Annotated in this window: 22 protein-coding genes, 1 tRNA gene and 1 riboswitch; of the genes, 16 read left to right on the top strand and 7 right to left on the bottom strand. The window is 72.8% G+C overall.

Annotated features, from left to right (window positions below; all coding sequences use genetic code 11):
* Positions 1-98: 98 nt before the first annotated feature.
* Positions 99-524, bottom strand: a complete 426-nt coding sequence (locus ACFXAM_RS27050; RefSeq protein ID WP_380294968.1) for an SDR family NAD(P)-dependent oxidoreductase — start codon at positions 522-524, stop codon at positions 99-101.
* Positions 525-744: 220 nt separating this feature from the next.
* On the opposite strand from ACFXAM_RS27050, the gene ACFXAM_RS27045 reads away from it, so the two are divergent.
* The 7 genes from ACFXAM_RS27045 (at position 745) to ACFXAM_RS27015 (ending at position 8,933) form a co-directional block, all read left to right on the top strand.
* Positions 745-2,031, top strand: coding sequence for a cytochrome P450 (locus tag ACFXAM_RS27045; RefSeq protein WP_380294966.1), 1,287 nt, complete (start codon positions 745-747; stop codon positions 2,029-2,031).
* A gap of 231 nt (positions 2,032-2,262) precedes the next feature.
* A riboswitch (cyclic di-AMP (ydaO/yuaA leader) is annotated at positions 2,263-2,411 on the top strand.
* A 5-nt stretch (positions 2,412-2,416) separates the two neighbouring features.
* Entirely contained in the window at positions 2,417-3,358 is a 942-nt protein-coding gene (locus ACFXAM_RS27040; RefSeq protein WP_380294964.1) for a transglycosylase family protein, read from the top strand.
* A 243-nt stretch (positions 3,359-3,601) separates the two neighbouring features.
* Positions 3,602-4,888 carry a phosphopyruvate hydratase gene (gene eno / locus ACFXAM_RS27035; protein ID WP_380294962.1) on the top strand — a complete coding sequence of 429 codons (1,287 nt, stop codon included), beginning with the start codon at positions 3,602-3,604 and terminating at the stop codon, positions 4,886-4,888.
* 170 nt (positions 4,889-5,058) lie between these two features.
* Positions 5,059-5,553: a septum formation initiator family protein gene (locus ACFXAM_RS27030; protein ID WP_380294960.1), complete on the top strand. Its 495-nt coding sequence runs from the start codon at positions 5,059-5,061 to the stop codon at positions 5,551-5,553.
* Entirely contained in the window at positions 5,525-6,196 is a 672-nt protein-coding gene (locus tag ACFXAM_RS27025) for a DUF501 domain-containing protein (protein WP_380294970.1), read from the top strand. Before ACFXAM_RS27030 ends, ACFXAM_RS27025 begins: the two co-directional genes overlap by 29 nt.
* Entirely contained in the window at positions 6,193-7,134 is a 942-nt protein-coding gene (locus ACFXAM_RS27020) for an exopolyphosphatase (RefSeq protein ID WP_380294958.1), read from the top strand. Before ACFXAM_RS27025 ends, ACFXAM_RS27020 begins: the two co-directional genes overlap by 4 nt.
* A 428-nt stretch (positions 7,135-7,562) precedes the next feature.
* A complete protein-coding gene (locus ACFXAM_RS27015) occupies positions 7,563-8,933 on the top strand; it encodes an NAD(P)/FAD-dependent oxidoreductase (RefSeq protein WP_380294956.1) in 1,371 nt (456 codons plus the stop codon).
* Between the two features lie 186 nt (positions 8,934-9,119).
* Here ACFXAM_RS27015 and ACFXAM_RS27010 read toward each other — a convergent pair whose 3' ends face one another.
* A complete protein-coding gene (locus ACFXAM_RS27010) occupies positions 9,120-11,678 on the bottom strand; it encodes an ABC transporter permease (protein ID WP_380294954.1) in 2,559 nt (852 codons plus the stop codon).
* Between the two features lie 54 nt (positions 11,679-11,732).
* Positions 11,733-12,506 (bottom strand): ABC transporter ATP-binding protein, encoded by a 774-nt coding sequence (locus ACFXAM_RS27005; RefSeq protein ID WP_380294952.1) that lies wholly within the window; start codon positions 12,504-12,506, stop codon positions 11,733-11,735.
* A 413-nt stretch (positions 12,507-12,919) separates the two neighbouring features.
* Here ACFXAM_RS27005 and ACFXAM_RS27000 point away from each other — a divergent pair.
* From ACFXAM_RS27000 to ACFXAM_RS26990, 3 genes are all read left to right on the top strand, one after another.
* Positions 12,920-13,001 (top strand) — tRNA-Leu (locus ACFXAM_RS27000).
* Between the two features lie 141 nt (positions 13,002-13,142).
* On the top strand, positions 13,143-14,054 hold the full coding sequence (locus ACFXAM_RS26995) for a Bax inhibitor-1/YccA family protein (RefSeq protein WP_380294950.1): 912 nt from the start codon (positions 13,143-13,145) through the stop codon (positions 14,052-14,054).
* A gap of 91 nt (positions 14,055-14,145) precedes the next feature.
* Entirely contained in the window at positions 14,146-14,559 is a 414-nt protein-coding gene (locus ACFXAM_RS26990) for a hypothetical protein (protein ID WP_380294948.1), read from the top strand.
* Between the two features lie 139 nt (positions 14,560-14,698).
* Here the strand turns inward: ACFXAM_RS26990 and ACFXAM_RS26985 are convergent, their stop codons facing one another.
* The 3 genes from ACFXAM_RS26985 to ACFXAM_RS26975 form a co-directional block, all read right to left on the bottom strand.
* Entirely contained in the window at positions 14,699-15,655 is a 957-nt protein-coding gene (locus ACFXAM_RS26985; RefSeq protein ID WP_380294946.1) for a hypothetical protein, read from the bottom strand.
* A 312-nt stretch (positions 15,656-15,967) separates the two neighbouring features.
* The gene (locus ACFXAM_RS26980) at positions 15,968-17,209 is read right to left on the bottom strand and encodes an acetyl-CoA C-acetyltransferase (protein ID WP_380294945.1); all 1,242 of its coding nucleotides are present in this window, start codon (positions 17,207-17,209) and stop codon (positions 15,968-15,970) included.
* A gap of 62 nt (positions 17,210-17,271) precedes the next feature.
* Complete coding sequence (locus ACFXAM_RS26975; protein ID WP_380294944.1) at positions 17,272-18,357, bottom strand: SGNH/GDSL hydrolase family protein; 1,086 nt, start codon at positions 18,355-18,357, stop codon at positions 17,272-17,274.
* A gap of 199 nt (positions 18,358-18,556) precedes the next feature.
* On the opposite strand from ACFXAM_RS26975, the gene ACFXAM_RS26970 reads away from it, so the two are divergent.
* From ACFXAM_RS26970 to ACFXAM_RS26945, 6 genes are all read left to right on the top strand, one after another.
* Positions 18,557-19,960, top strand: coding sequence for a cystathionine beta-synthase (locus ACFXAM_RS26970; protein WP_380294943.1), 1,404 nt, complete (start codon positions 18,557-18,559; stop codon positions 19,958-19,960).
* A 483-nt stretch (positions 19,961-20,443) separates the two neighbouring features.
* Positions 20,444-20,782 carry a hypothetical protein gene (locus ACFXAM_RS26965; protein WP_380294942.1) on the top strand — a complete coding sequence of 113 codons (339 nt, stop codon included), beginning with the start codon at positions 20,444-20,446 and terminating at the stop codon, positions 20,780-20,782.
* Between the two features lie 171 nt (positions 20,783-20,953).
* A complete protein-coding gene (locus ACFXAM_RS26960; RefSeq protein ID WP_380294941.1) occupies positions 20,954-22,297 on the top strand; it encodes an Ig-like domain-containing protein in 1,344 nt (447 codons plus the stop codon).
* Between the two features lie 75 nt (positions 22,298-22,372).
* Positions 22,373-22,933, top strand: a complete 561-nt coding sequence (locus ACFXAM_RS26955; RefSeq protein ID WP_380294940.1) for a SigE family RNA polymerase sigma factor — start codon at positions 22,373-22,375, stop codon at positions 22,931-22,933.
* On the top strand, positions 22,930-23,808 hold the full coding sequence (locus ACFXAM_RS26950; protein ID WP_380294938.1) for a hypothetical protein: 879 nt from the start codon (positions 22,930-22,932) through the stop codon (positions 23,806-23,808). The genes ACFXAM_RS26955 and ACFXAM_RS26950 overlap by 4 nt, the downstream gene beginning before the upstream one ends.
* A gap of 74 nt (positions 23,809-23,882) precedes the next feature.
* On the top strand, positions 23,883-24,383 hold the full coding sequence (locus tag ACFXAM_RS26945) for a DUF1203 domain-containing protein (RefSeq protein WP_380294936.1): 501 nt from the start codon (positions 23,883-23,885) through the stop codon (positions 24,381-24,383).
* A gap of 18 nt (positions 24,384-24,401) precedes the next feature.
* Here ACFXAM_RS26945 and ACFXAM_RS26940 read toward each other — a convergent pair whose 3' ends face one another.
* Entirely contained in the window at positions 24,402-24,770 is a 369-nt protein-coding gene (locus ACFXAM_RS26940) for a cupin domain-containing protein (protein WP_380294934.1), read from the bottom strand.
* Positions 24,771-24,910: the final 140 nt, after the last annotated feature.

Below are 24,910 nucleotides of genomic sequence, written 5' to 3'. Positions count from 1 at the left end.
TTCTGTTGTGTGGTGGGTTTGTATATTTTTATAAGAGACCGGAGCGGCCGGCGGGGCGGCGGCGCCCGGGCCGGCCGGGGCGTCCTGCGCCGGCCGCCTCAGACGACGGCCACGTCCTGCACCGGCCGCCGCTGCGCCGGGACGACCACCTCGCCGATCGCCTCGCCGACCAGGGCGACCAGCTCGGCGAGCCGCTCCAGGTCGAGGTGGTCGGGCAGGTCGCCGAGCGGGACGATCCGCTCGCCGTCCGGCCCGGCCACGCAGAACAGGTCGATCGGCCCCAGGTGCTTCTCCGCCGTGTCGACCAGCGCGGCGACGTCGCTGGGCCGGCGGACGTCGCCGCAGACGCCGACGACCCGGCAGCCCGGCCGGTCGAGCTCGGTGGCGAGGTCCTCGGCGATCCCGACCCGCTGGTCGGCGATCAGCACGCCGACGGCCCCCGCAGCGGTGAGCCGCCGGGCGAGGTCCGCCCCCGACCCGCCGTCGAGCACGGTGATCACGACGACCGAACCGGTGACCCGCATGGCCTTGCTCCTCCCTGTGGGCGGCTCCGCACCGGCGCCCACGGACATCTTGCGGAGGATCGTAGGCAGGTCCTGACCCTCCGCAACAGGAATTACCCCTCAGGTGACCAGGCTCACGCCTGCCGCGCGCGGCGGACCGCGTCCGGGTCCCGCGCCGCCCGCGCGCACGGCGTGCGCACGCCGTGCGGTGACCGGGACACGCCCGGGATACCGTCGACCCATGCCAGCTCAGCCCGCCTCCCCCCGTCCGCCCCTGTTCACCTGGGAGTTCGCCGCCGATCCGTACCCCGCGTACGCCTGGCTGCGCGAGCACGAACCGGTGCACCGGACCACCCTGCCGAGCGGGGTGGAGGCCTGGCTGGTCACCCGGTACGCGGACGCCCGGCAGGCGCTCGCGGACAGCCGGCTCTCCAAGAACCCGGTGCACCACAGCGAGCAGGCCCACCGCACCGGCCGGGTCGGCATCCCGGGCGAGCGGCAGGCCGACCTGATGACCCACCTGCTGAACATCGACCCGCCGGACCACACCCGGCTGCGGCGGCTGGTGTCGAAGGCGTTCACACCGCGCCGGGTGGCGGCCTTCGAGCCGCGGGTGCAGCAGCTGACCGACCGGCTGATCGACGGCTTCGCCGCGCGCGGGTCCGCCGACCTGATCCACGAGTTCGCGTTCCCGCTCCCCATCTACGCGATCTGCGACCTGCTCGGGGTGCCGGCCGAGGACCAGGACGACTTCCGGGACTGGGCCGGGATGATGATCCGGCACGGTGGCGGTCAGCGCGGCGGCGTGGGGCGCGCGGTGAAGCGGATGCGCGCCTACCTGGCGGAGCTGATCCACCGCAAGCGGGCCGATCTCGGCGACGACCTGATCTCGGGGCTGATCCGGGCCAGCGACCACGGCGAGCACCTGACCGAGAACGAGGCCGCGGCGATGGCCTTCATCCTGCTGTTCGCCGGCTTCGAGACCACGGTCAACCTGATCGGAAACGGCGTGTACGCGCTGCTGCGCAACCCGGGACAGCGCGCCCTGCTCCAGGAGTCGGTCGGCCGCGGCGAGAGCGCGCTGCTGGAGACCGGCATCGAGGAACTCCTGCGCTACGACGGGCCGGTGGAGCTGGCCACCTGGCGGTTCGCGACCAGTCCGCTGACCATCGGCGGGGTGGGGATCCCGGTCGGCGACCCGGTGCTGGTGGTGCTCGCCGCGGCGGACCGGGACCCGGCGCGGTTCGCCGACGAGAACACCCTGGACCTGGCCCGGACGGACAACCCCCACCTGGGCTTCGGGCACGGCATCCACTACTGCATCGGCGCCCCGCTGGCACGGCTGGAGGGGCGGGCCGCGCTGGCCACCCTGCTGACCCGGCTGCCGGACCTCGAACTCGCCGCGGACCCGGTGGACCTGCGCTGGCGGGGTGGTCTGATCATGCGTGGACTCCGTGAACTTCCGGTGGAATTCACGCCGGAGAAAACGCCCGGCGGCAAGGCTCCGGAGACCGGCTCCGAGGGCTGACGCATCGGCACAACGCGCTGACGGAGACTCTCCGTTGCCCGGATCCGGGGTGTCTGAACCACCCTCAATCCGGACATACCGCCCCGGTTGGTAGGCAATCCATCACATGACGTGATGTCCATGTGATATCGACGATATGAGCTTGTGATTGCTCTGAAGATCTGTCTACTCTCCCTGGAGTTCGCAGCTGCGAGCCCCGTGCGCGGAACGCCGAGTCCTGCCCGCCGCGCCACGGGAAACCGACCAGAACCCTGGGCAGGGGCGGGGGACCCAGGTTTTGCGCCGTCTCCCACGGCTAGGGGTGAAGCCGCCTCCGCGCGGCCGGGCCACCTCCCGGTCCGAACCCGACAGCTCACCTCGCAGGCGTGCGGAGAGGGACCCCTTCATGCTGTTCGTTGGAACCGGTCGTCACCGTCGCCGTACCCAGGCCGAGAAGGCCATCGCCGTCGCCGGTGTCGCCGGCGTCGGACTGGCCATGCCGATCCTGAGCGCCACCGGCGCCTCCGCCGCCCCGGTCTCCACCTGGGACGCGGTCGCCCAGTGCGAGAGCGGCGGCAACTGGAGCATCAACACCGGCAACGGCTTCTACGGCGGCCTCCAGTTCACCTCCAGCACCTGGAAGGCGTACGGCGGCACCGCCTACGCGCCGCAGGCCAACCAGGCCTCCAAGGCCCAGCAGATCTCGGTCGCCGAGAAGGTGCTCGCCTCGCAGGGCCCGGGCGCCTGGCCCGTCTGCTCCAAGAAGGCCGGCCTGAGCAAGGGCGGCGCCCCGGCGGCGGTCGACACCTCGACGGACGCCAAGCCGGCCGCCCCGAAGCCGCAGGTCCCGCAGGCCGCCCAGGAGGCCAAGCCGCAGCAGGAGACCGCGAAGCCCGCCGCGCCCAAGCACGCCGCGCCCAAGCAGCAGGCCCCGCAGGTCCAGCAGCAGGCCGCCAAGCCGCAGGCGCAGCAGTACGCGCCGAAGCACGCCGCGCCCAAGCAGGAGGCCCCGCAGGCGCAGCAGCAGTCGCCGGCCTTCTCCGGCAAGGCCGGCTGGGACGCCGACGCCAAGGTGTTCTGGTACCAGAGCAACGGCGCCTGGTACTGGACCAGCCACCAGAGCGTCTACCAGCAGTACGCCGGCCAGCAGGCCGCCGCCCCGGCCGCCCCCGCCGCGCAGCAGCCGGCCGGCCAGGGCTACACCGTCCGCTCCGGCGACACCCTCGCCGGGATCGCCACCGCCCAGGGCGTCTCCGGCGGCTGGCAGGCGCTGTACGACGGCAACCGCGGCACCGTCGGCGCCGACCCGAACCTGATCGTCCCGGGCCAGGTGCTGAGCCTCGCCTGACGGCCGGTCCGGCCGCACGGGACGAAGGGGGACCGATCGGTCCCCCTTCGTCCGCATCCGGCCCCCTCGGGTCGGGCAACCAGGTGAACTACCGGTGGGTAGCCGGGCCACACGCTGAGACGGAGCCGAGGTCGACGTGGCCCGGACAGCCCGTGCGGTTAGGCTCTGGTCGTAACGACTCCGCAATCGTCCGGCCGACAGCACCCACCGTCAGCCGAACCTGCTTCCGCTAGGAGATGCCTCGTGCCGTCCATCGATGTCGTCGTCGCCCGTGAGATTCTCGACTCGCGCGGCAACCCCACGGTCGAGGTCGAGGTCGGCCTCGACGACGGCAGCACCGGCCGTGCCGCCGTCCCGTCGGGTGCCTCCACCGGCGCCTTCGAGGCGCTGGAGCTCCGCGACGGTGACAAGAACCGCTACTTCGGCAAGGGCGTGGAGAAGGCCGTCCTGGCCGTCATCGAGCAGATCGGCCCGGAGCTGGTCGGCTACGACGCCACCGAGCAGCGCCTGATCGACCAGGCCATGCTCGACCTGGACGCCACCCCGGACAAGTCCTCGCTCGGCGCCAACGCCATCCTGGGCGTCTCGCTGGCCGTCGCGCACGCCGCCTCCGAGGCCAGCGACCTGCCGCTGTTCCGCTACCTGGGCGGCCCGAACGCCCACGTCCTGCCGGTCCCGATGATGAACATCCTCAACGGCGGCTCGCACGCGGACTCCAACGTCGACATCCAGGAGTTCATGATCGCCCCGATCGGCGCGGAGTCCTTCTCCGAGGCCGTCCGCTGGGGCGTCGAGGTCTACCACACCCTCAAGGGCGTGCTGAAGGAGCGCGGTCTGTCGACCGGCCTGGGCGACGAGGGCGGCTTCGCCCCGAACCTGGACTCCAACCGCGAGGCCCTGGACCTCATCGTCGAGGCCATCCAGAAGGCCGGCTACGTGCCGGGCAAGGACGTCGCGCTCGCCCTGGACGTCGCCTCCTCCGAGTTCTACGAGGACGGTGCCTACCAGTTCGAGGGCAAGGCGCTCACCTCCGCCGAGCTCATCGAGTACTACGCCGGCCTGGTCGACGCCTACCCGCTGGTCTCCATCGAGGACCCGCTGGACGAGTCGGACTGGGACGGCTGGAAGGCCATGACCGAGAAGCTGGGCGACAAGGTCCAGCTGGTCGGCGACGACCTGTTCGTCACCAACCCGGCCCGCCTGGCCCGCGGCATCGAGACCGGCACCGCCAACGCGCTGCTGGTGAAGGTCAACCAGATCGGCTCGCTGACCGAGACCCTGGACGCCGTCGAGCTGGCCCAGCGCAACGGCTACCGCTGCATGATGTCGCACCGCTCCGGCGAGACCGAGGACGTCACCATCGCCGACCTCGCCGTCGCCACCAACTGCGGCCAGATCAAGACCGGCGCCCCGGCCCGCTCCGAGCGCGTCGCCAAGTACAACCAGCTGCTGCGCATCGAGGAGATCCTCGACGACGCCGCCGAGTACGCCGGCCGCGGCGCCTTCCCGCGGTTCAAGCACGAGGGCTGAGCCCGCCCGGCGGCGCCCCGGCCGTCGACGCCGGGACGTCCCGGTAGCGCACGCCTGACCGGTGCCCCGCCGTTCACCCCGTAGGGTGGACGGCGGGGCACCGTCGCGACCAGGAGCGGACCAGGAGCAGGAGGGGGACACCGGAGATGGCAGGCTGGAGGATCCCGGGCTTGGCGGCCCGGCCCCGGTTCACGAGCCGGGCGACCGTCCTCGTGCTGGTGCTCTGCTCACTGGTGGCGATCCTGGCCTACCCGACCCGGCAGTTCGTCTCCCAGCGCTCGGAGATCTCGGCGCAGCGCGCCCGGGCCGAGCACGCCCGGCAGCAGGTCGAGCAGCTGCGCCGGGAGAAGGCCCGCTGGCAGGACCCGGAGTACGTCAAGGCGCAGGCCCGCACCCGGCTGCACTACGCGATGCCGGGGGAGACCCCGTACATCGCGGTGGACCCGGCGGCCAAGGACGCCGGGAAGTCCGCGCTGGGCGCACCGCCGCCCGCGGCGGGCCCGGCGGCCGCGCCGGCCAAGGCGGCCCGGCCCTGGTACGCCAGCGTCTGGGACTCCGTGGACGCCGCCGCCGCGCCGGCGGCCCCCGCCGCCCCGGGGCAGTCCGCCCCACCCTCACCACCCGCCCCCGCCCCCGCTGGAGACAGCTCCTCCCATGACCACTGAGAACCACCCCACCGTCTCCGACGAGGACGTCGCGGCGATCGCCGCACAGCTCGGCCGGGTCCCGCGCGGCCTGCGCGCCGTGGCCCACCGCTGCCCGTGCGGCAACCCGGACGTCGTGGAGACGGCCCCCCGCCTGCGGGACGGCACGCCGTTCCCGACGCTCTACTACCTGACCTGCCCCAAGGCCGCCTCGCTGATCGGCACCCTGGAGGCGGACGGCGTGATGAAGGAGCAGAGCGCCCGGCTCGCCGAGGACCCGGAGCTGGCCGCGGCGTACCAGAAGGCGCACGAGGACTACATCGCCCGCCGTGACGCCATCGAGGTGCTGGAGGGCTTCCCGAGCGCCGGCGGCATGCCGGACCGGGTCAAGTGCCTGCACGTGCTGGTCGGCCACTCGCTGGCGGCCGGCGAGGGCGTCAACCCGCTCGGCGACGAGGCGATCGGCATGCTGGAGGACTGGTGGGCCAAGGGCCCCTGCGTCTCCGCCGCCGAGGTCGCGGCCGCCGGCGATCGGGTGGTCCGCAACCGGGCCAAGGAGCAGGACCATGCGGCCGTGATCGCGGCCAAGGAGCAGAAGACCGCCGAGCGCGCCGCCAAGCGGGCCGCGCAGGAGGCGGACGAGGCGGGGGAGGCCGGGGCGTGACCACCACCCGGGTCGCCGCGATCGACTGCGGCACCAACTCGATCCGGCTGCTGGTCGCCGACCTCGACCCGGAGACCGGGGCGATCACCGACCTGGACCGGCGGATGATCATCAACCGGCTGGGCCAGGGCGTGGACCGCACCGGCCGGCTGCACCCGGACGCGCTGGAGCGCACCTTCGCCGCCTGCCGGGAGTACGCCGGGGTGATCGCGGACCTCGGGGTGGGCCCGGAGCGGATCCGCTTCGTCGCCACGAGTGCCTCCCGGGACGCCGAGAACAGCGCCGAGTACGTCGACGGCGTGCGGGCGGCCCTGGGCGTCGAGCCCGAGGTGGTCAGCGGCGAGGAGGAGGCGCACCTGTCCTTCGTCGGCGCGACCAAGGAGCTCACCGGCGGTCAGTTCCCCGCCCCGTACCTGGTCTTCGACCTGGGCGGCGGCTCGACCGAGTTCGTGCTCGGGGACGAGGACGTCCGGGCGGCGCGCTCGGTGGACATCGGCTGCGTCCGGCTGACCGAGCGGCACTTCGGCGGCGCCGAGCTGCCGTCCGACGAGCAGATCGCCGAGGCGCGCGCGCACGTGCGGGCGGAGCTGGACCGGGCCGCCGAGGCCGTCCCGCTGACCGGCGCGGCCACCCTGGTCGGCCTGGCCGGCACGGTCACCACCATCTCGGCGATCGCCCTGGACCTGCCCCGGTACGACTCGGAGGCGATCCACCACTCCCGGATCTCCCGGGAGCGGGTCGCCGAGATCGCCGACCGGCTGCTGCACGCCACCCACGCGGAGCGGGCGGCGATCCCGTCGATGCACCCGGGACGGGTGGACGTGATCGCGGCCGGCGCGCTGGAACTGCTGGAGATCATGGAGCGCACCGGCGCCGCCGAGGTGGTCGTCAGCGAGCACGACATCCTCGACGGAATCGCCTGGAGCATCGCCCGCTGAGCAGGCGGAGGACCCGCCGACCGGCCCCGGCAGCCCCCCCTGGGGCTCCGGGGCCGGGGCGCGCCGACGGTCGGGCGGGAATGTTCGTGAATTTCTTCACATGAGGATCCGGTCTTTCGCCGTACTCGGCGGCCCGGTCCGTCCGATATGTGGGACCGAAGGTTCGCCGGGGGTGATCACCGCTGGATCGCAGGTTCCGGCCCGCCGGAGGTTTGAAAATCGAAATCCCATGCGGGAACCGGGCCGTGTCAAGGATCGTTGCTGCTCAGCGGGGGCGTCCGAACGGACGTGCGCACCGGGGGCCCGGGAGGGCCGCGCGGGGTCCGGCGGGGGGCCGGAACGGGGGCGCGCAGTGTAGCAGAAGGGGTCCATAAGCTTGTGAGCGGGCTCACGAAGACTGCTCCGGGCGGTGCTGGATACTTTCGGATATGAGCACCACGGAGCGTCCTCGCATCCTCATTGTCGGCGGTGGTTACGTCGGCCTGTATGCCGCGATGCGCATCCTCAAGAAGATGCGCTACGGCGAAGCGACCGTCACGGTCGTGGACCCGCGGTCGTACATGACGTACCTGCCCTTCCTCCCCGAGGCGGCCGGCGGCAACGTCGCGCCCCGCAACCTCGTCGCGCCCCTGCGCACCGCGCTGAAGAACGCGGAGGTGCTCACCGGTGCGGTCACCGGTGTGGACCACGAGCGCAAGATCGCCACGATCCAGCCCGCGGCCGGCGACTCGTACGAGCTGCCCTTCGACTACCTGGTCGTCGCGACCGGTTCGGTCTCCCGCACCTTCCCGATCCCGGGTCTGGCCGAGAACGGCATCGGCATGAAGACCGTGGAGGAGGCCATCGCCCTCCGCAACCACGTCATGGCGCAGCTGGACAAGGCCGAGTCCACCACGGACGAGGCGGTCCGCCGCAAGGCGCTGACCTTCGTCATCATCGGCGGCGGCTTCGCCGGCGTCGAGACGATCGCCGAGATCGAGGACATGGCGCGCGACGCCTCCAAGATCTACAAGACCGTCAGCCGTGACGACATGCGCTTCGTCGTGGTCGAGGCCGCCAACCGCATCCTCCCCGAGATGGGCCCGGACCTCGGTCTGTGGACCAAGGAGAAGCTGGAGGAGCGCAACATCGAGGTCTACATCGAGACCTCGATGGACTCCTGCGTCGACGGCCACGTCGTGCTGAAGAACGGCATGGAGATGGACGCCTCCACCATCGTGTGGACGGCCGGCGTGAAGCCGAACCCGGTGCTGGCCCGGTTCGGCCTGCCGCTGGGCCCGCGCGGCCACGTCGACACCGCGCCGACCCTCCAGGTCCAGGGCTTCGACTACGTCTGGGCCGCCGGCGACAACGCCCAGGTGCCGGACCTCGCCGCCGGCGAGGGCGCCTGGTGCCCGCCGAACGCGCAGCACGCCGTGCGCCAGGCCGCCGTCCTCGGCGACAACGTGATCTCCGGCATGCGCGGCTTCCCGCAGCAGGAGTACAAGCACAAGAACCTGGGTGCGGTCGCCGGCCTCGGCCTGCACAAGGGTGTCGCGATCCTCTTCGGCAAGTACAAGCTGAAGGGCCGTCCGGCCTGGTGGTTCCACCGCCTGTACCACGGCGCCATGGTCCCCACCTTCAACCGGAAGGTCCGGGTCTTCACCGACTGGACCCTCGCCATGTTCCTGAAGCGCGAGATGGTCGGCCTGTCGCAGATGGAGAACCCGTACCAGCCGATCCAGGAGGTCACGGCCCCCACCAAGCCCGCCGTCGCGGCCGCCGAGCCGGCCGCCGGCAAGGAGCTCGCCAGCAAGTAAGCGACTGCGGACCCCGGTGTGGGAGCACCGGGGTATGAGTCGGAGGCCCTCCGCCCGGCAGTGCTGCCGGACCACGACCTCCGTGGTGCTCAGCCGGCTGTGCGAGTCGGGCGGAGTACAGAAGTACGAAGAAGGCCCCTGCCGAAACCCTCCGGCAGGGGCCTTCCGAGTGTCAGGACCCGGTGGTCAGTCCGTCTTGATGCTGGCCAGGATGTCCAGCTTGGAGGCGCGGCGGGCGGGCCAGAAGGCGGCCACCAGGCCGACCAGGCCGGCCAGGACCAGGAAGAGCAGCAGCTGGCCGTAGGGGACCACGGTGGCCATGCCCTGCAGGCTGGACTTCAGGGTGCCGTTGATCGCCCAGGCCATGAAGCAGCCGAGCAGGACCCCGATGCCGGCGCCGAAGACCGAGATCACCACGGACTCCAGACGGACCATCCGCTTGATGCCGGAGCGGTCCAGGCCGATCGCCCGCAGCATGCCGATCTCGCGCTTGCGCTCGAAGACCGACATCGCCAGGGTGTTGATCACGCCGAGGATCGCGACGATCACCGACATCGCCAGCAGGCCGTACATCAGGTTGAGCGCGAAGGTGATGGTCTGGCTGAAGTCGTCCCGGACGTCCTGGCGCGACTTGACCTCGATCACCGGGTTGGCGCCGGTGGCGTCCTTGAGCGCCTTCTTGAGCGCCTCGGTCTCCCCGCCGGTGCCCTTGACCAGGACGTTGTTCAGGTAGGGCTGCGGCTCGTGCTTGACGATCTCGCTGTTGGCCAGCAGCGCCCCGCCGAGCAGGCCGCCCTTCTCGTAGACGCCGCCGACGGTCAGGGAGCCCTTGCTCCCGTCGCCGTAGGTGACGTCGACCTTGGAGCCGGTGGTGACGCCCGCCTTCTGCGCGGCGTCCTCGTCGAGCAGCAGCTGCCCCTGGGCGGCGGTGGCCATCGAGCCGCTCTTCATCGTCACCGAGACCAGCTTGTCGAGGCTGTCGGCGTTCAGGCCGGTGATCGTCCGGCCCTTGCCGTTGAGATCCCAGTAGACGGAGGTCAGCGGCGAGGAGGCGGCCACCCCGGGGGCCTTGGCGATCTCGGCCGGGACCTTGTCGGACAGGCTCATCCCGTTGGCCGCGGAGACCAGGTAGTCGGCCTTCATCGAGCTGGTGACCGTCCGGTCCAGGGTGTCGGCGACCGAGGCGCCGATCACCGTCAGACCGCTGACGAGGGTCAGGCCGATGGTGAGCGCGGCGGCGGTGGCGGCGGTGCGGCGCGGGTTGCGCACCGCGTTCTGCCGGGCCAGCTTGCCGGGGGTGCCGAACAGCTTGCCGAGGACCGGGCCGACCAGGGCGATCACCGGGCGGGAGAGCAGCGGCAGCAGGACGAAGACGCCGAGGACGGCGAGCAGCGCGCCGAACGCGACCGGCATCCGGCCGTCGGAGTTGCCCTTCGAGGCGCCGAAGGCGATCAGCGCGATGCCGGCGGCGGCCAGCAGCGAGCCGATCACGTTGCGGACCACCAGGGACTTCTGGCTGACCGGCTGGTCACCGCTGCTCATCGCGGCGACCGGGGCGATCCGCGCGGCGCGCACGGCCGGCAGCAGCGCGGAGAGCACCGTGACCAGGATGCCGACGACCAGGGTGACCACCACGGTCAGCGGCTTGATCACCAGCGGGCCGGTCGGCATGCCGTCGTCCAGCGAGGCGATCAGGGACTGCATCCCCGCGCCGACGCCGAGACCGGCGAGCAGGCCGGCCGCGGCCGAGACGGTGCCGATGGCGAGCGCCTCGACCAGCACCGAGCGGGTCACCTGCTTGCGGCTGGCGCCGACCGCGCGGAGCAGGGCCAGCTCCTTGGTGCGCTGGGCGACCAGCATGGTGAAGGTGTTGGCGATGATGAAGATGCCGACGAACAGCGAGATCGCGGCGAAGGCGAGCAGCATGGTGCGGATGCTCTCGCTGCTCTTCTCGATCAGCCGCTCGTCCTCCGCCTTCAGGTCGGCGCCGGTGCGGGCCTCGATCTGCTGCTCCGGGTGGAGCTTCTGGGTCACCTCGGAGAGCAGGGCGTCCTGGTTGGTGCCGGGCTTGGCGGCGAGCACGATGCTGCTGTAGCGGCCGGGCTCCAGCAGCAGCTGCTGGGCGGTGGCGCGGTCGAACAGGGTGAGGGTGCCGCCGGAGTTCACCACCGGGTCGTCGGTGGTGAAGATGCCGGTGAGCTTCGCCTCCAGGACCGGGCCGTTGGAGCCGACCCGGACGGTGTCGCCGACCTTGTAGCCGCCCTTGTCGGCGGTCCTGCGGTCGAGGGCGATCTCCTTGCCGCTCTTCGGGCCCTGGCCCTCGGCCATCGGGTAGCGGGCGTCCTTGCCGTCCGGACCGGGGGCGAAGTTGGCGCCCCTGGCCGTCCAGGGCCGGCCGATCAGGGTGCCGTCCTTGTCGGCGACACCGGTGAAGCCGCTGACCACGCCGCGGGCGCTCGCGGTGCCGGGGAGCGCGGCGAGCTGCTGGACGGTGGCGTCGGTCAGGGTGACCGCGCTCTTCTCGCTCTTCTCCCGGGCCGTCGCGCCGGCGCCGGCGGCGGTGTCGACGACCTGGACCGCCACGTCGGAGTAGCTCTTGGAGTTGTTGTCCCGCATGGCCTTGCCGAAGGTGTCGGAGAAGACCATGGTGCCGGCCACGAAGGCGGTGCCCAGCATGACGGCCAGCGCCGTCATCAGCAGTCGGCCCTTGTGGGCCAGCACATTGCGCAGTGCGGTGCGATACATGGGGTGTCCTGGGGTCCTGAGGTCTGCGAAGGGTCGGGCGGCCGGCGCGGGGCGTCAGCTGGTGCGGCCCTTGGCGTCGAAACGGCGCATGCGGTCCAGGACGGCGTCGGCGGTCGGGTGGGTCAGTTCGTCGACGATGCGGCCGTCGGCGAGGAAGACGACGCGGTCGGCGTAGGAGGCGGCGACGGGGTCGTGGGTGACCATGACGACGGTCTGGCCGAGTTCGCGCACGGAGTTGCGCAGGAAGGCGAGGATCTCGGCGCCGGAGCGGGAGTCGAGGTTGCCGGTGGGTTCGTCGGCGAAGATGATGTCGGGCTTGCCGGCCAGGGCGCGGGCGCAGGCGACGCGCTGCTGCTGGCCGCCGGAGAGCTGGCTGGGGCGGTGGGAGAGCCGGCCGGACAGGCCGACGGTCTCGACCACCTTGTCGAGCCACTGCTTGTCGGCCTTGCGGCCGGCGATGTCCATCGGGAGGGTGATGTTCTCCAGGGCGGTGAGGGTGGGCAGCAGGTTGAAGGCCTGGAAGATGAAGCCGATGTGGTCGCGGCGCAGCTGGGTGAGCTGCTTGTCCTTGAGGCCGACGAGTTCGGTGTCGCCGATGGTGGAGGAGCCGGAGGTGACGGTGTCGAGGCCGGCCATGCAGTGCATGAGGGTCGACTTGCCGGAGCCGGAGGGGCCCATGATCGCGGTGAACTCGCCCTGGGGGAAGGTGACGCTGACGTTGTCGAGGGCGACGACGCGGGTCTCCCCCTCCCCGTAGACCTTGTTCAGGCCGGTGGCGCGGGCGGCCGCCCGGCCGGTGCGGACGGCGGTTGCGGTCGACGTGGTCACGGGGGTGCTCCTCGGGCTCGGCAGACAGGGGGCGCGCCGGGTGGGCGCGGCGCGCAGGGGTGCTCGTCCGGCCGGGCCCTTCCAGGGGTGTCCGGCCGTACCTCCATGCTCCGCCGGATGATCATGGTTTCTCGTCGCTCCGCCGGACGGTTGGCCTGACCGCCGCTGGGTGTACGCCCAGGTGGCGCTCTCCTCCTGCGGTATGACACCCACCCTGAGCGGAAGGGCGGTGGCCGGATCGGGCGGGTTCGGTGGCCAAATCACGAACTGTTCGTCAGATGGCAAGGAAACATGACAACTTCCCCGCCTTGGAACATGCGAAAGGGGAGGCCGGGCGACTAGGCTCAGGGGTGGTCCGCACGGGCGGCTGGGCGATGCTCTCCGCTCCGTCCGCGGGGCCGGGTCCGCAGGACGCCCAGATGGTGGAACGCAGACACGGGCAGCTTAAAACTGCTTGGCCGAAAGGCCGTGCCGGTTCGAGTCCGGCTCTGGGCACGTACTTGCTCGCGGGGACGCCCTCCGGCGTCCCCGCCGGAGGTCACACCCGAATCCTTCTCGCGGCGGATGCCGATTTCTTTGCCAAGCCATTACCCTTGTGGTTCGGGCGGTGCAGTGCCGCCACGGAGGGAATGAGCAATGAGAAGCAGCAACCCGGTCTTCTCGCGGGAGGGGTCCTTCACCCGCGAGTCCGGCTACGCGGGTTTCGGGACCACCCAGACCCCGCCGGCCGGGGGCCCGACCGCCACCAACCCCTACGGCAACAACCCGTACGGGAACAACCCGTACGCCAACAGCCCCTACGCCCAGCAGCCGCAGGGCCAGGCGCCGCTGACCGACGAGCAGCTCGTCGAGATGTACAACGCGCCGTCCGCCGGTCCGCTGGCGACCGGCCGGATGACGCTCGACGACGTGGTCGCGCGCACCGCGATGACGCTGCTGACCCTGGTCGCGGCCGGCGGTCTGGCCTGGTTCGCCCTGCCGGACCGGAACTTCGGCCTGGCCATCGGCGCCTCGCTGATCGCCTTCGTGGTCGGCATGGTGATCTCCTTCAAGCGGAGCGTCAGCCCGCCGCTGATCCTGCTCTACGCGGGTCTGGAGGGCTTCGCGCTCGGCGCGATCACCAAGGTGTTCAACACCATCTGGCCGGGCATCGCGATCCAGGCGGTGCTGGGGACCGCGGCGGTCTTCGCGGCGATGCTGATCGCCTACAAGACCGGCCGGATCCGGGTCACCCCGCGCTACACCCGGATCGGCATCGCGATCGCCATGGGCTTCGTGCTGCTGATGCTGGTCAACCTGGTGGCCTCGATGGTCTTCGGCGCCGACATGGGGCTGCGTTCCGGCCCGCTCGGCATCGTGGTCGGCCTGGTCGGCATCGGCCTCGGCGCGTTCTTCCTCTCGCTGGACTTCGCCGCCATCGAGGAGGCGATCGCGCACGGCGCCCCGCAGAAGGAGTCCTGGCGGGCCGCCTTCGGGCTCACCCTGTCGCTGGTCTGGATCTACGTCGAGATGCTGCGGCTGATCGCGATCCTGCGCGGCGACGACTGATCCTCCCTCGCGCCACCACTGCCGCCGGGCCCCGGAGCACCCGCTCCGGGGCCCGGCGGCTTTCGGCGTCCGGGCCCCGTATGCTCGCGGCATGTCCGAGACGCCCGATGAGAAGACCCTGGTGGAAGCCGTCGACGCGCTCGCCGACCGGTTCCGCGCGATGCCGCAGAGCCGGCTGCTGGGCGCCGTTCCCGGGCACCCCTCGCGGGCGGCGGCCGGGCTGGCACTGGCCCGCCGGCTGGCGGCCGCGGCGCTGGCGGCCGAGGGGGCGCGGCCGGCCGGCGGGGCCGGCGGTGGTGCGGGCGGCGGGCCGTCGCAGGAGCTGCCGGACGCCGGGGCGTTCGCCGTCGGCGACCAGCTCGCGGTGGTCGGGCACGACCTGGCGGCGGCGCTGGCCGCGCTGCCCGCGGACGCCGCGGTGGCGCTGCCGGACGGGCCGCTGACGGTGCGGGCGCTGCGGGCGCAGGCCCTGGGGTGGCTCGCGGAGACCACCGCGGCGCTCTGACCCTCTGACCCTCTGACCCTCCGGCCCTCCGGCGCCCGCTGCCCGCCACCCGCCACCCGGCACGCGAACGGCCGAGGGGCCGGCCGGATCGGTAACCCCTTGATCCGGCCGGCCCCTCGGCCGGTGCGCGTCGGTCGCGTCAGATGCTGGCCACCACCCGGTCGGCGAGCACGTACACGGTGTCCTCGTCGGTGGAGAAGGTCAGCGAGTAGGAGCCGGAGAACCGGGAGCCGCCGAGCAGCCGCACGTTCTCGCCGGCCCGGACGGCATCGATCAGCCGGTACGCGGCCTCGCGGTCGCCCGGGGCCACGCAGAGCGTGGTGCCGTCGGCGAAGGCGTAGACGTCCAGGGTGCCGAGCGGGCCGGGGCGGACGTCGACCAGGGCGGTCGCCTCCTCGGCGAGCGCGGTCAGCCGGGTGTCGGTCCACTCCCGGGACGGCGCCTGGCTGGGGACGAAGTCGGGGTGCGAGGGGTGGCGGCGCGGGTCGGGCGCGGGGGCCGGGGCGTCCTCGACGGCCGGCTCGGCGTCCAGCAGCCCGGCCTCCAGACCGGTGGCCAGCAGGTCGGCCTCGCGGCGGGCCCGGGCCTCCCCGGCGGTCTCGGCGGCCGGGGCGCCGGCCGGGTGGCCGGTCGGGTGGCCGGGGCGCACCGGGGCGCCGCCCTCGGTCTCGGGCTCGGCCGGGCGGGCGCCGCCCTCCTGGATGAGGTCCTCCAGCGCCGAGCGCAGCGCCTCGCCGAACTCCGGATCCATGGTGCCCGCGTTGTCGGCCGCCTCGCTCGGCCCGGTCGGGCGGGGGAAGAAGAGCGGCCACTCGTCGGTGGTGTTGAACACCCCGGCGAAGGGGGAGTCGAACAGGGGCGCGTCCTCGGCCGCACGGGCCTCCTGCTCGGCCCAGAACGCCCGGGCCTCGGTGATCTCCCGCTCGCGGTCGGCGGCCAGCGCGTCGGCGACGGCCCGGCGTATCGCCGCCTCGTCGACGGCCGGCGCGGCGGTCGCCCGCGCGTCCAGCCGACGGGAGATTCCCCGGAGGTGGAGCAGCACGGCGGTCGACACGGCGATCAGGATCAGCAGCAGGATGGTGTAGACGGCGCTCACGGAACGTACTCCTAGCGAGGAGCGGAACGGGGTTACGTCTCCACACTGCCGCATCCGGCCCTGTCACTGCAGTGGCGAATGTCCACTTTGTCGGTGACTTTCGCTCTTGTCCCCAAATTGTTAGGTAGTCCCGCTCTACGCTGCGGAGTTGATCCGCTCCGCACCGTCGATTTCCGGTCCGGAAATGACAGGAAAGAGGGCCGGATCGACCTCTCGGTGTGATCCGGCCCTCAATTACGCTGCGTCACTCCAAATGGGTGGTCTGGACCCTTCCGGGTTGACGGATCCGGCCGTGGCAGGGGTCGTTCGGGGTCAGCTCAGTCGCTCGATGACCATCGCCATGCCCTGGCCGCCGCCGACGCACATGGTCTCCAGGCCGAACTGCTTGTCGTGCCACTGCAGGGAGTTGATCAGGGTGGTGGTGATCCGGGCGCCGGTCATGCCGAAGGGGTGGCCCACCGCGATCGCGCCGCCGTTGACGTTCAGCCGATCCAGGTCCACGCCGAGGTCGCGGTAGGACGGGATCACCTGGGCGGCGAAGGCCTCGTTGATCTCGACCAGGTCGATGTCGCCGATGGTCAGGCCGGCCCGCTTGAGCGCCTGCCGGGAGGCCTCGACCGGGCCGTAGCCCATGATCTCGGGGGAGAGCGCGCTGACGCCGGTCGAGACCACCCGGGCGAGCGGGGTGATGCCCAGCTCGCGGGCCTTGGTGTCGGACATGATGACCAGGGCGGCGGCGCCGTCGTTCAGCGGGCAGCAGTTACCGGCGGTCACCGTGCCGTCCGGGCGGAACACCGGCTTCAGGCCGGAGACGCCCTCCAGGGTGACGCCCGCGCGCGGGCCGTCGTCCTGGCTGACCACGGTGCCGTCCGGCAGCGTGACCGGGGTGATCTCGCGCTCCCAGAAGCCGGCCTCGATGGCGGCCTCGGCGAGGTTCTGCGAGCGCACGCCGAACTCGTCCTGCTCGGCGCGGGTGATGCCCTTGAGCGCGGCCAGGTTCTCGGCGGTCTGGCCCATCGCGATGTAGGCGTCCGGCAGCAGCCCGTCCTCGCGCGGGTCGTGCCAGCCCGGCCCCTGCCCGTCGGCCCCCCACGTCCCCTTCTCGGCCCGCTCGGCCGTGCGCGCCCGGGCCTCGTCGAACAGCGGGTTCATGGTGCCCGGCAGGCCGTCCGAGGTGCCGTGGACGCTGCGCGAGACGGTCTCCACGCCGGCCGAGACGAAGACGTCGCCCTCGCCGGCCCTGATCGCGTGCAGCGCCATCCGCGTGGTCTGCAGCGAGGAGGAGCAGTAGCGGGTGATGGTGGCGCCGGGCAGGTAGTCCATGCCCATCTGCACGGCCACGATGCGGGCCAGGTTGTGGCCCTGCTCGCCGCCGGGCAGGCCGCAGCCGAGCATCAGGTCGTCGATCTCGCGCGGGTCCAGCTGCGGCACCTTGGCCAGGGCGGCCTGGATGATGTGCGCGGTCAGGTCGTCCGGGCGGACGTCCTTCAGCGAGCCCTTGAAGGCCCGGCCGATCGGCGAACGGGCGGCGCTGACGATGACGGCTTCGGGCATGACGGGCTCCTCGCTGAGTGGCGGCGGACAGGCGTCCGGGAGGAAAGTTACCGCCTGGTAGATCAGGCGTCATCCGCTCCGGCGTGTGAGCTGGCCGACGTGCTCCGGCCGGTCGGCCGGCCCTCCGCAGGGGGCTCCGCGAAGGCTCCGGAACCCGGCAGGCCGACCCGCAGCCGGTGACGCAGCAGCGCCCAGCGTCCGGCCGCGCCGGCCTCGCCGCCGACCGCCGCCACCTCGGAGCCGGACCGTCCGGCCGCGGCCGCCGCGGCCACCGCCACCGGCAGCACCGCCTCGCCCGGGACCGTCCCGTCCGGCCGCTCCTCCTGCGGCCAGAGGTCCAGTACGGCGCAGACCGAGGGCAGCACGGCCATCGCGGCCGTCGCGTAGCCCTGGGCCGAGGGGTGGTAGCGGTCGGCGGCGAACATCTCCGGCCGGGCCGCGAACTCCGGACCGAGCAGCGAGCCGAGCGAGACCGTCCGCCCGCCCGCCTCCACCACCGCGATGGTCTGCGCGGCGGCCAGCTGACGGCTCAGCCGGCGGGCCACCCAGCGCAGCGGCGGGCGGACCGGCTTGATCGTCCCGAGGTCCGGGCAGGTGCCCACCACCACCTGGCAGCCGGCGGCGCGCAGTGCGGCGACCGTCTCGCCGAGCTGGCGCACCGCGAGCTGGGCCGGGCTGTGCCGGGTCACGTCATTGGCGCCGACCATGATCACGGCGATGTCGGGGCGGTGCGCCAGGGCCTGGTCCAGCTGCCCGGCCAGATCGGCGGAGCGGCCGCCGCTGAAGGCCACGTTGACCAGCCGCACCGGACGCTCGGCGACCGAGGCGAGCCCGGCGGCGAGCAGCGCGCCCGGCGTCTCGCGGGCCCGCAGCACCCCGAGGCCGGCCGCGGTGGAGTCGCCGAGGAAGGCCAGCACCAGCGGTGGCTGCGGGGCGGCGGAGGTGTCGGCGAAGGCCTCGCCGTAGACGCCGTCGGCCTTCGGCGGAGCGCCCTCCAGGATGCCGATGGCCTGGACGGCCAGCTTGCTCTCGGTCAGCAGCAGGCCCACCAGGCCCACGCCCAGCACGCCCAGCCCGCCGCCGCCGTACGCCGCCGCGGTGGCGATCCTGCGGGCCACCCGGGCCCGGGACTCCTGTGCCGTGGACATCCGGTGCCCCCTTCGCGTCCTCGCGCCGCCCCGTGGGGGGCCGCTCCCGATGCGTGTACACCCCTAGTACCCGCGATCGGCCCGGCCTACGACGGGGGTGGTCCGTTCGTGGGGCGCGAGGGCCTTCCGGGGCGCGTGGTACGGCCTAGGCTTTGCAGTACCGAAAGCCACTGCATGCCCACAGACCGGGAGGACCCCCGTGCGGTACCACAACTCGATCATCGACCTGGTCGGCAACACGCCGCTGGTCAAGCTGAACAAGGTCACCGAGGGGATCAGCGCGACGGTGCTCGCCAAGGTCGAGTACTTCAACCCCGGTGGCTCGGTGAAGGACCGCATCGCGATGCGCATGATCGAGGCCGCCGAGGCCTCCGGCGCGCTCAAGCCCGGGGGCACCATCGTCGAGCCGACCTCCGGCAACACGGGTGTCGGCCTGGCGATCGTGGCCCAGCAGAAGGGCTACAAGTGCATCTTCGTCTGCCCGGACAAGGTCTCCACCGACAAGATCAACACGCTGCGCGCCTACGGCGCCGAGGTGGTCGTCTGTCCGACCGCCGTCGCCCCCGAGCACCCGGACTCGTACTACAACGTCTCCGACCGCCTGGTCCGGGAGACCCCGAACGCCTGGAAGCCGGACCAGTACTCCAACCCGGACAACCCGGCCTCGCACTACCACTCCACCGGTCCCGAGCTGTGGGAGCAGACCGAGGGCCGGATCACCCACTTCGTGGCGGGCGTCGGCACCGGCGGCACCATCTCCGGCACCGGCAACTACCTGAAGGAGGTCTCCGGCGGCAAGGTCCAGGTGATCGGCGCCGACCCGGAGGGCTCGGTCTACTCGGGCGGCACCGGCCGGCCGTACCTGGTCGAGGGCGTCGGTGAGGACTTCTGGCCGACCGCCTACGACCGCACCGTCGCGGACGGCATCGTCGCCGTCTCCGACAAGGACTCCTTCCAGATGACCCGCCGCCTGGCCAAGGAGGAGGGCCTGCTGGTCGGCGGCTCCTGCGGCATGGCGGTCGTCGCCGCGCTGGAGGTGGCCCGCGGGCTCGGCCCGGACGACGTCGTCGTGGTGCTGCTGCCGGACGGCGGCCGCGGCTACCTGTCGAAGATCTTCAACGACGACTGGATGGCCGACTACGGCTTCCTGCCGTCCGCCACCGACGAGGCGCACATCGGCGAGGTGCTGGCCCGCAAGGACGCCATCGAGCACGAGGGCATTCCGCAGTTCGTCCACATGCACCCCAACGAGACGGTCTCCGAGGCGGTCCGGGTGCTGCGCGAGTACGGCGTCTCGCAGATGCCGGTGGTCTCGCCGGGCGCCGGCCACCCGGACATCATGGCCGGCGAGGTGATCGGCTCGGTGGTGGAGAAGCTGCTGCTGGAGGGCGTCTTCGCGGGCGACATCCAGCTGACCGACACCCTGGACAAGGTGATGTCCAAGCCGCTGCCGGTGGTCGGCTCGGGCGAGACCGTCACCAACCTGATGGCGGTGCTGGAGAAGGCCGACGCCGCGGTGGTGCTGGTGGAGGGCAAGCCGCAGGGCATCGTCACCCGCCAGGACCTGCTGGGCTTCCTGACCGGCAGCCGCGCCGGGCACTGAGGCCGGGCACTGAGGCCGGGCGCCGGGTCCGGACCGGCCGCCGCCCCCGATCCGGCGGCCGGGGGGCCCGCGGGGCGCGGGCTTCCGTTTCCGGGCGAACTGGTACACCGGCGTCATCTCCGTGCAGCACGGGCTTAACACGGCTGCGGCATCGTTGTGCTCACGGCAAGACGCCGAGCGAGACGGCGGTGACCGACCGGGAGCGGCTCCCCGGCGGCGCGGTCCGTCTCGGGCCCGACGGTCGGTCCTGACCCGGCCGCTGGTGCCCCTGCCCGCGGAGGCGCCGTCGTCCCGCCCCTGCCCGGCTCCGGCCGGCTGCCAGGGTGTGGCGGCTCTCCGGGCGACCCGCGCCGCTTGGCGCGTCTCCGCGGCTCCCGGGTGGGGGAGTCCGGCGGAGGCGGCGGGGCCGGTCCTCCACGCGGAGGGCCGGCCCCTCCCGTCTTCCGTGCCTGCGCACCGGCTCGTTCCCGTAGTCTCACTGTCATGACCAGCACTGACACGACCGGCCAGGACAGCCCGCGCTACGTCCGGCTCAGCATCGAGCTCATCGCCGAGATCACCGACGAGGGCGCCCTCAAGGCGGCGGCCCTGCAGCAGGTGGCCGGCGACGAGTACCTCGACGACGAGGAGCGCGCGCAGTCCGTCGAGGCCATCGAGGTGGACCCGTCGGGCTCGCTCGCCCACTTCATCGACCCGGTGGCGCTGCTCGGCGACGTCCCGGGGGTCGAGCTGGCCTCGGCGACCTGGGAGTCGGCGAAGACCGACTTCGACCCGGAGGGCGGCGAGTGGGACGAGTACGCGGTGGAGGAGTCCGCCGAGTAGGGCGCGCCCGTCACAGCCCGTGCATGCCCGGTCCGCGGTCCGCGGGCCGGGCTTTTGTCCATATTTGGCGCCGACTTTCGGATTCTCGTACGATCGCAAGCCGTTGGTGATGGAACCGTGAACGCACGGATTGCGTTTCTGTATCCGTAAAGCCCGGATGATCAACAGGGAGTGGGCGACGTGACGGCACGGGAAGGTCAGGGCCGAGCGGCCGGGAGCAACTGGAGCCGGCGCGGCGTACTGGCGGGCCTGATCGGCGCCCCGGTCCTGCTGCTCGCGGCCTGCAACGACAGCAAGAGCGCCGACAACGGCGCCGGCGGCAGCGGCGGGACCGGCGGCACGGACACCGGCTCCACCGGCACCGGCGGCGGCACCGGTGGGGCGGCCACCGGCAGCGCGCAGCCCACGCCCAGCGCCACCAGCACCCCCACCCCGAAGACCTCGACCGCCGTGATCACCGTCACCCCGGCCGACGGCGCCACCGCCGCCAGCTTCAGCGAGCCGGTCCGGGTCGCCGTCGCGGGCGGCGCCCTCACCACGGTCAAGGTCACCGACTCCACCGGCAAGGCGCTGGCCGGCGAGCTGTCCGCCGACGGCACCGTCTGGACCTCCGCCGCCGCCCCGGCCAGCGGCACCAAGTACACGGTGTCCGCGGTCGCCTTCGACAAGGAGAAGCTGGAGGCCGACGCCAACGCCGTCTTCACCACGGCGACCCCGGCCAACACCTTCGTCGGCTACTTCACCCCCGAGGACGGCTCGGTCGTCGGCGTCGGCATGCCGGTCTCGATCAACTTCAGCAAGCCGGTCACCGACCGCAAGGCCGTCCAGCAGGCGATCACCGTGATAGCCGAGCCGGGCGTCGAGATCGTCGGGCACTGGTTCTCCAGCACCCGCCTCGACTTCCGGCCGCGGGAGTACTGGGCCAAGGGCACCAAGGTGACCGTGAAGCTCCGGCTGAAGGACGTCCAGGGCGCCAAGGGCGTCTACGGCACCCAGTCCAAGGACGTCCGCTTCACCATCGGCCGGGCGCAGACCAGCGTCGCCGACCTCGCCACCAAGAAGCTCACCGTCACCACGGACGGCCAGGTCAGCGCCGTCTACGCGATCTCCGGCGGCTCGCCGGAGTACCGCACCTGGGGCGGCAGGATGGTGATCACCGAGCAGTACCAGCAGACCCGGATGAACTCGCAGACCGTCGGCCTCGGCAGCGAGTACGACATCCCGGACGTGCCGCACGCGATGCGGCTCAGCACCTCCGGCACCTTCATCCACGGCAACTACTGGTCCCCGCCGTCGATCTTCGGCAGCCAGAACACCAGCCACGGCTGCGTCGGCCTGCGGGACGTCAAGGGCGGCCAGGACGCCGGCGCGGACGGCTACAAGTTCTTCAAGAGCTCGATGATCGGCGATGTGGTCGAGGTCGTGAACTCCGGCGACAAGACCGTCGCGCCGTCCAACGGCCTCAACGGCTGGAACATGGGCTGGGCCGACTGGAAGGCCGGCAGCGCGATCTGACGCCCGCCGGGGGCACCCCGCGATTTCCGCCCGGGAGGACAGAACCTCCCCCGCGCCCCGAGGAGTCAGGGGGGTGTGAAACGCGAGCAGAGAGAGCGCCTGGACGCCGAGTTCAGCGCGTTCGTCGTCGGCGCCGGACCCCGGCTGACCAGGCTGGCCGAACTGCTGACCGGCGACCCGCACCGGGCCGGGGACATCGTGCAGTCCGCGCTGGAACGCGCCTACCTGCACTGGCCCCGGATCACCGCGAACGCGGACGACCCGGCCGCCTACGTGCGGCGGATCGTCGTCAACCAGCACCGCGACTGGTGGCGGCGGCTGCGCAACCGTGAGCTGCCCACCGACCGCGCACCCGACCGGCCGGGGCCGGCGGACTTCGCCGAGCAGCAGGCCCAGCGGGCGCTGCTGCACCAGGCGCTGGCCGCCCTCACCCGGCGCGAGCGGGCGGTGGTGGTGCTGCGGTACTACGCGGACCTGAGCGAGGCGCAGACCGCCGCCGAACTGGGCATCGCGCCCGGGACGGTCAAGTCGACCCTGCACCGGGCGCTGTCGAAGCTGCGCGCACGGCCCGAGCTCGCCGACCGCACCGGCGGTCCGGCGGGCCACGACCCGAGCGACATCGAGGTGGCGGTATGAGCGACGACACGGCTTTCGAGCGGCGGCTCGACGAACTGCTCAAGCGGGGGGAGCGGGGACCGGGCACGGGCGGCCCCGATCCGGCGGCGGTGATCGCCGGGGCGCGGCGGCGCCGGGCCCGGCGGCGGGCCGCCACCGGGGCGGCCGTGCTGGCCGTGGCGGTGATCGCCGGCGGTACGGCGCTGGCCCCGGGCGACGGCCGGCCGGCGGGCGGGGCGGCGACGGCGGCCGGGGTGGTGGCGGCGGGGGCACCGGCGGGCGGGGCGACGGCGGGAGGAGCGACGGCGACGGCGCCGACGTACGTGCCCGTCGCGCCGGAGGCGCCCGGAACCCGGCAGCCCTCCACCGGCCCCCGGCGGACGCCGGACTCACCGGTCAGGCGGGTGGCCCCCGGGGAGCAGGTCACGATCGTCGACGGCATGCGGATGAGCGTCACCGCGACCGGGTCCTGCGTCGAGGCGTGGGTGAGCGCCACCGGCACCTGGGAGACGCCGTTCGGCTGCCGCGACGCCACCAGCGACAACCTCGACCACACCCGGCCCACCATCACCGCGCAGAGCAGCGGTCACCAGGGCGGCACCGTGGTGACCGGGATGTACCTGGGCCCGGCCCCGGCCCGGATCGTGGTCGAGCTCAAGGGCACGCAGGTCGTCGCGCCCCTGGTCACCACCACCGGGATGGACGGCTGGACCGCCTACTACGCGGTGTTCCCCGCCACCGCCCCGGCGCCCTCCGGACCGAACGGGCCCACCGGCTCCCCGGCCGTCGCGGCCTGGGCCGCCGACGGGACGCGGCTCGCAGAGCTGATCGACCCGCGCCGGCCCGACCCCTGGGCCACCGGCGGCAGCGGGGCGGGCACACCGTCCGCGCACTGACGGCCGGGGACGGGACGGAACGCGACGGCCGATTTCCGCCGGAATCCCGGCCTCCGCACCGGGAGGGTGGAGGCATGACGACCACCCCCGCCACCCCGTCCGTCCTGACCGTCCACGCGATCGACCCCGCCGTGCACCGCGCCCTGCTGGTGCGCGACGACTCCGGCCGTGCGCCGGTGCGCTCCGTCGACGGGGCCGGCGGCGCCCCGCTGCGCTGCTGCCTGACCAGGGCACGGCCCGGCGAGCGGATCGCCCTGGTCTCCTACGCGCCGCTGCGGCGCTGGGCCGCCGAGACCGGGGCCGAGCCCGGCCCGTACGACGAGACCGGCCCGGTCTTCGTCCACGACGGCCCGTGCGCCGGTCCGGCGGGCCGGGGCTGGCCGGAGGGCTTCCACGGCGGCCGGCGGCTGGTGCGCCTGTACGACCGGTGCGGGCACATCCTCGGCGGCGAGCTGGTCGAGCCGGACACCGCCGAGGCGGTCGCGGCACGGTTGCTCGCCGACCCGCAGGTGGCCGTGGCGCACGTCCGGGCGGTGGACTTCGGGTGCTTCATGCACGAGGTCCGGCGGGGCTGAGCACCGCCGGCCGGGTGCTCAGGAGCGCTTGGCGTAGTCGACGTAGCCCTGCCAGTCCAGGACGACGGCCGGCTCGTCGCCGACCACCCAGGCGTCGTGGCCGGGCTCGCAGAGCATGAAGTCGCCGGGACCGAACTCGTCCTCCTCGCCGTCGTCCATGACGACCTTCAGCCGTCCGGAGAGGACGTAGCCGGCGTGGGAGGCCTGGCAGCTGTTCGTTCCGGCGATCGGCTTGACGTGCTGGGACCACTGCCAGCCGGGCTGGAACACCGCCCGTCCGACGCCCCCGCCGTCCAGGTGGACCAGGCGCATCTCGCCCTTGTCCGCCTCGAACGGGCGGACCTCGTCGGGATCGGTGTCGAAGTTCCTGCGGATGAGACCAGCCATGAGGTGCTCCTCGGGACAGGGGCGGGGGGGGGGCCCCGGCCCGGGGGGCCGGCCCCCCCCCACCCGCCGCAAGAAAAGGCCCCCCGGGCCCCCCCCGCGCACCCCCCAGGCGGGAGACCCCCCCGCGACCACCCCCCCCG

This window comes from Kitasatospora sp. NPDC059462, assembly GCF_042749955.1.
Lineage (GTDB): Bacteria > Actinomycetota > Actinomycetes > Streptomycetales > Streptomycetaceae > Kitasatospora.
This window is presented reverse-complemented; position numbering and strand designations above follow the sequence as displayed.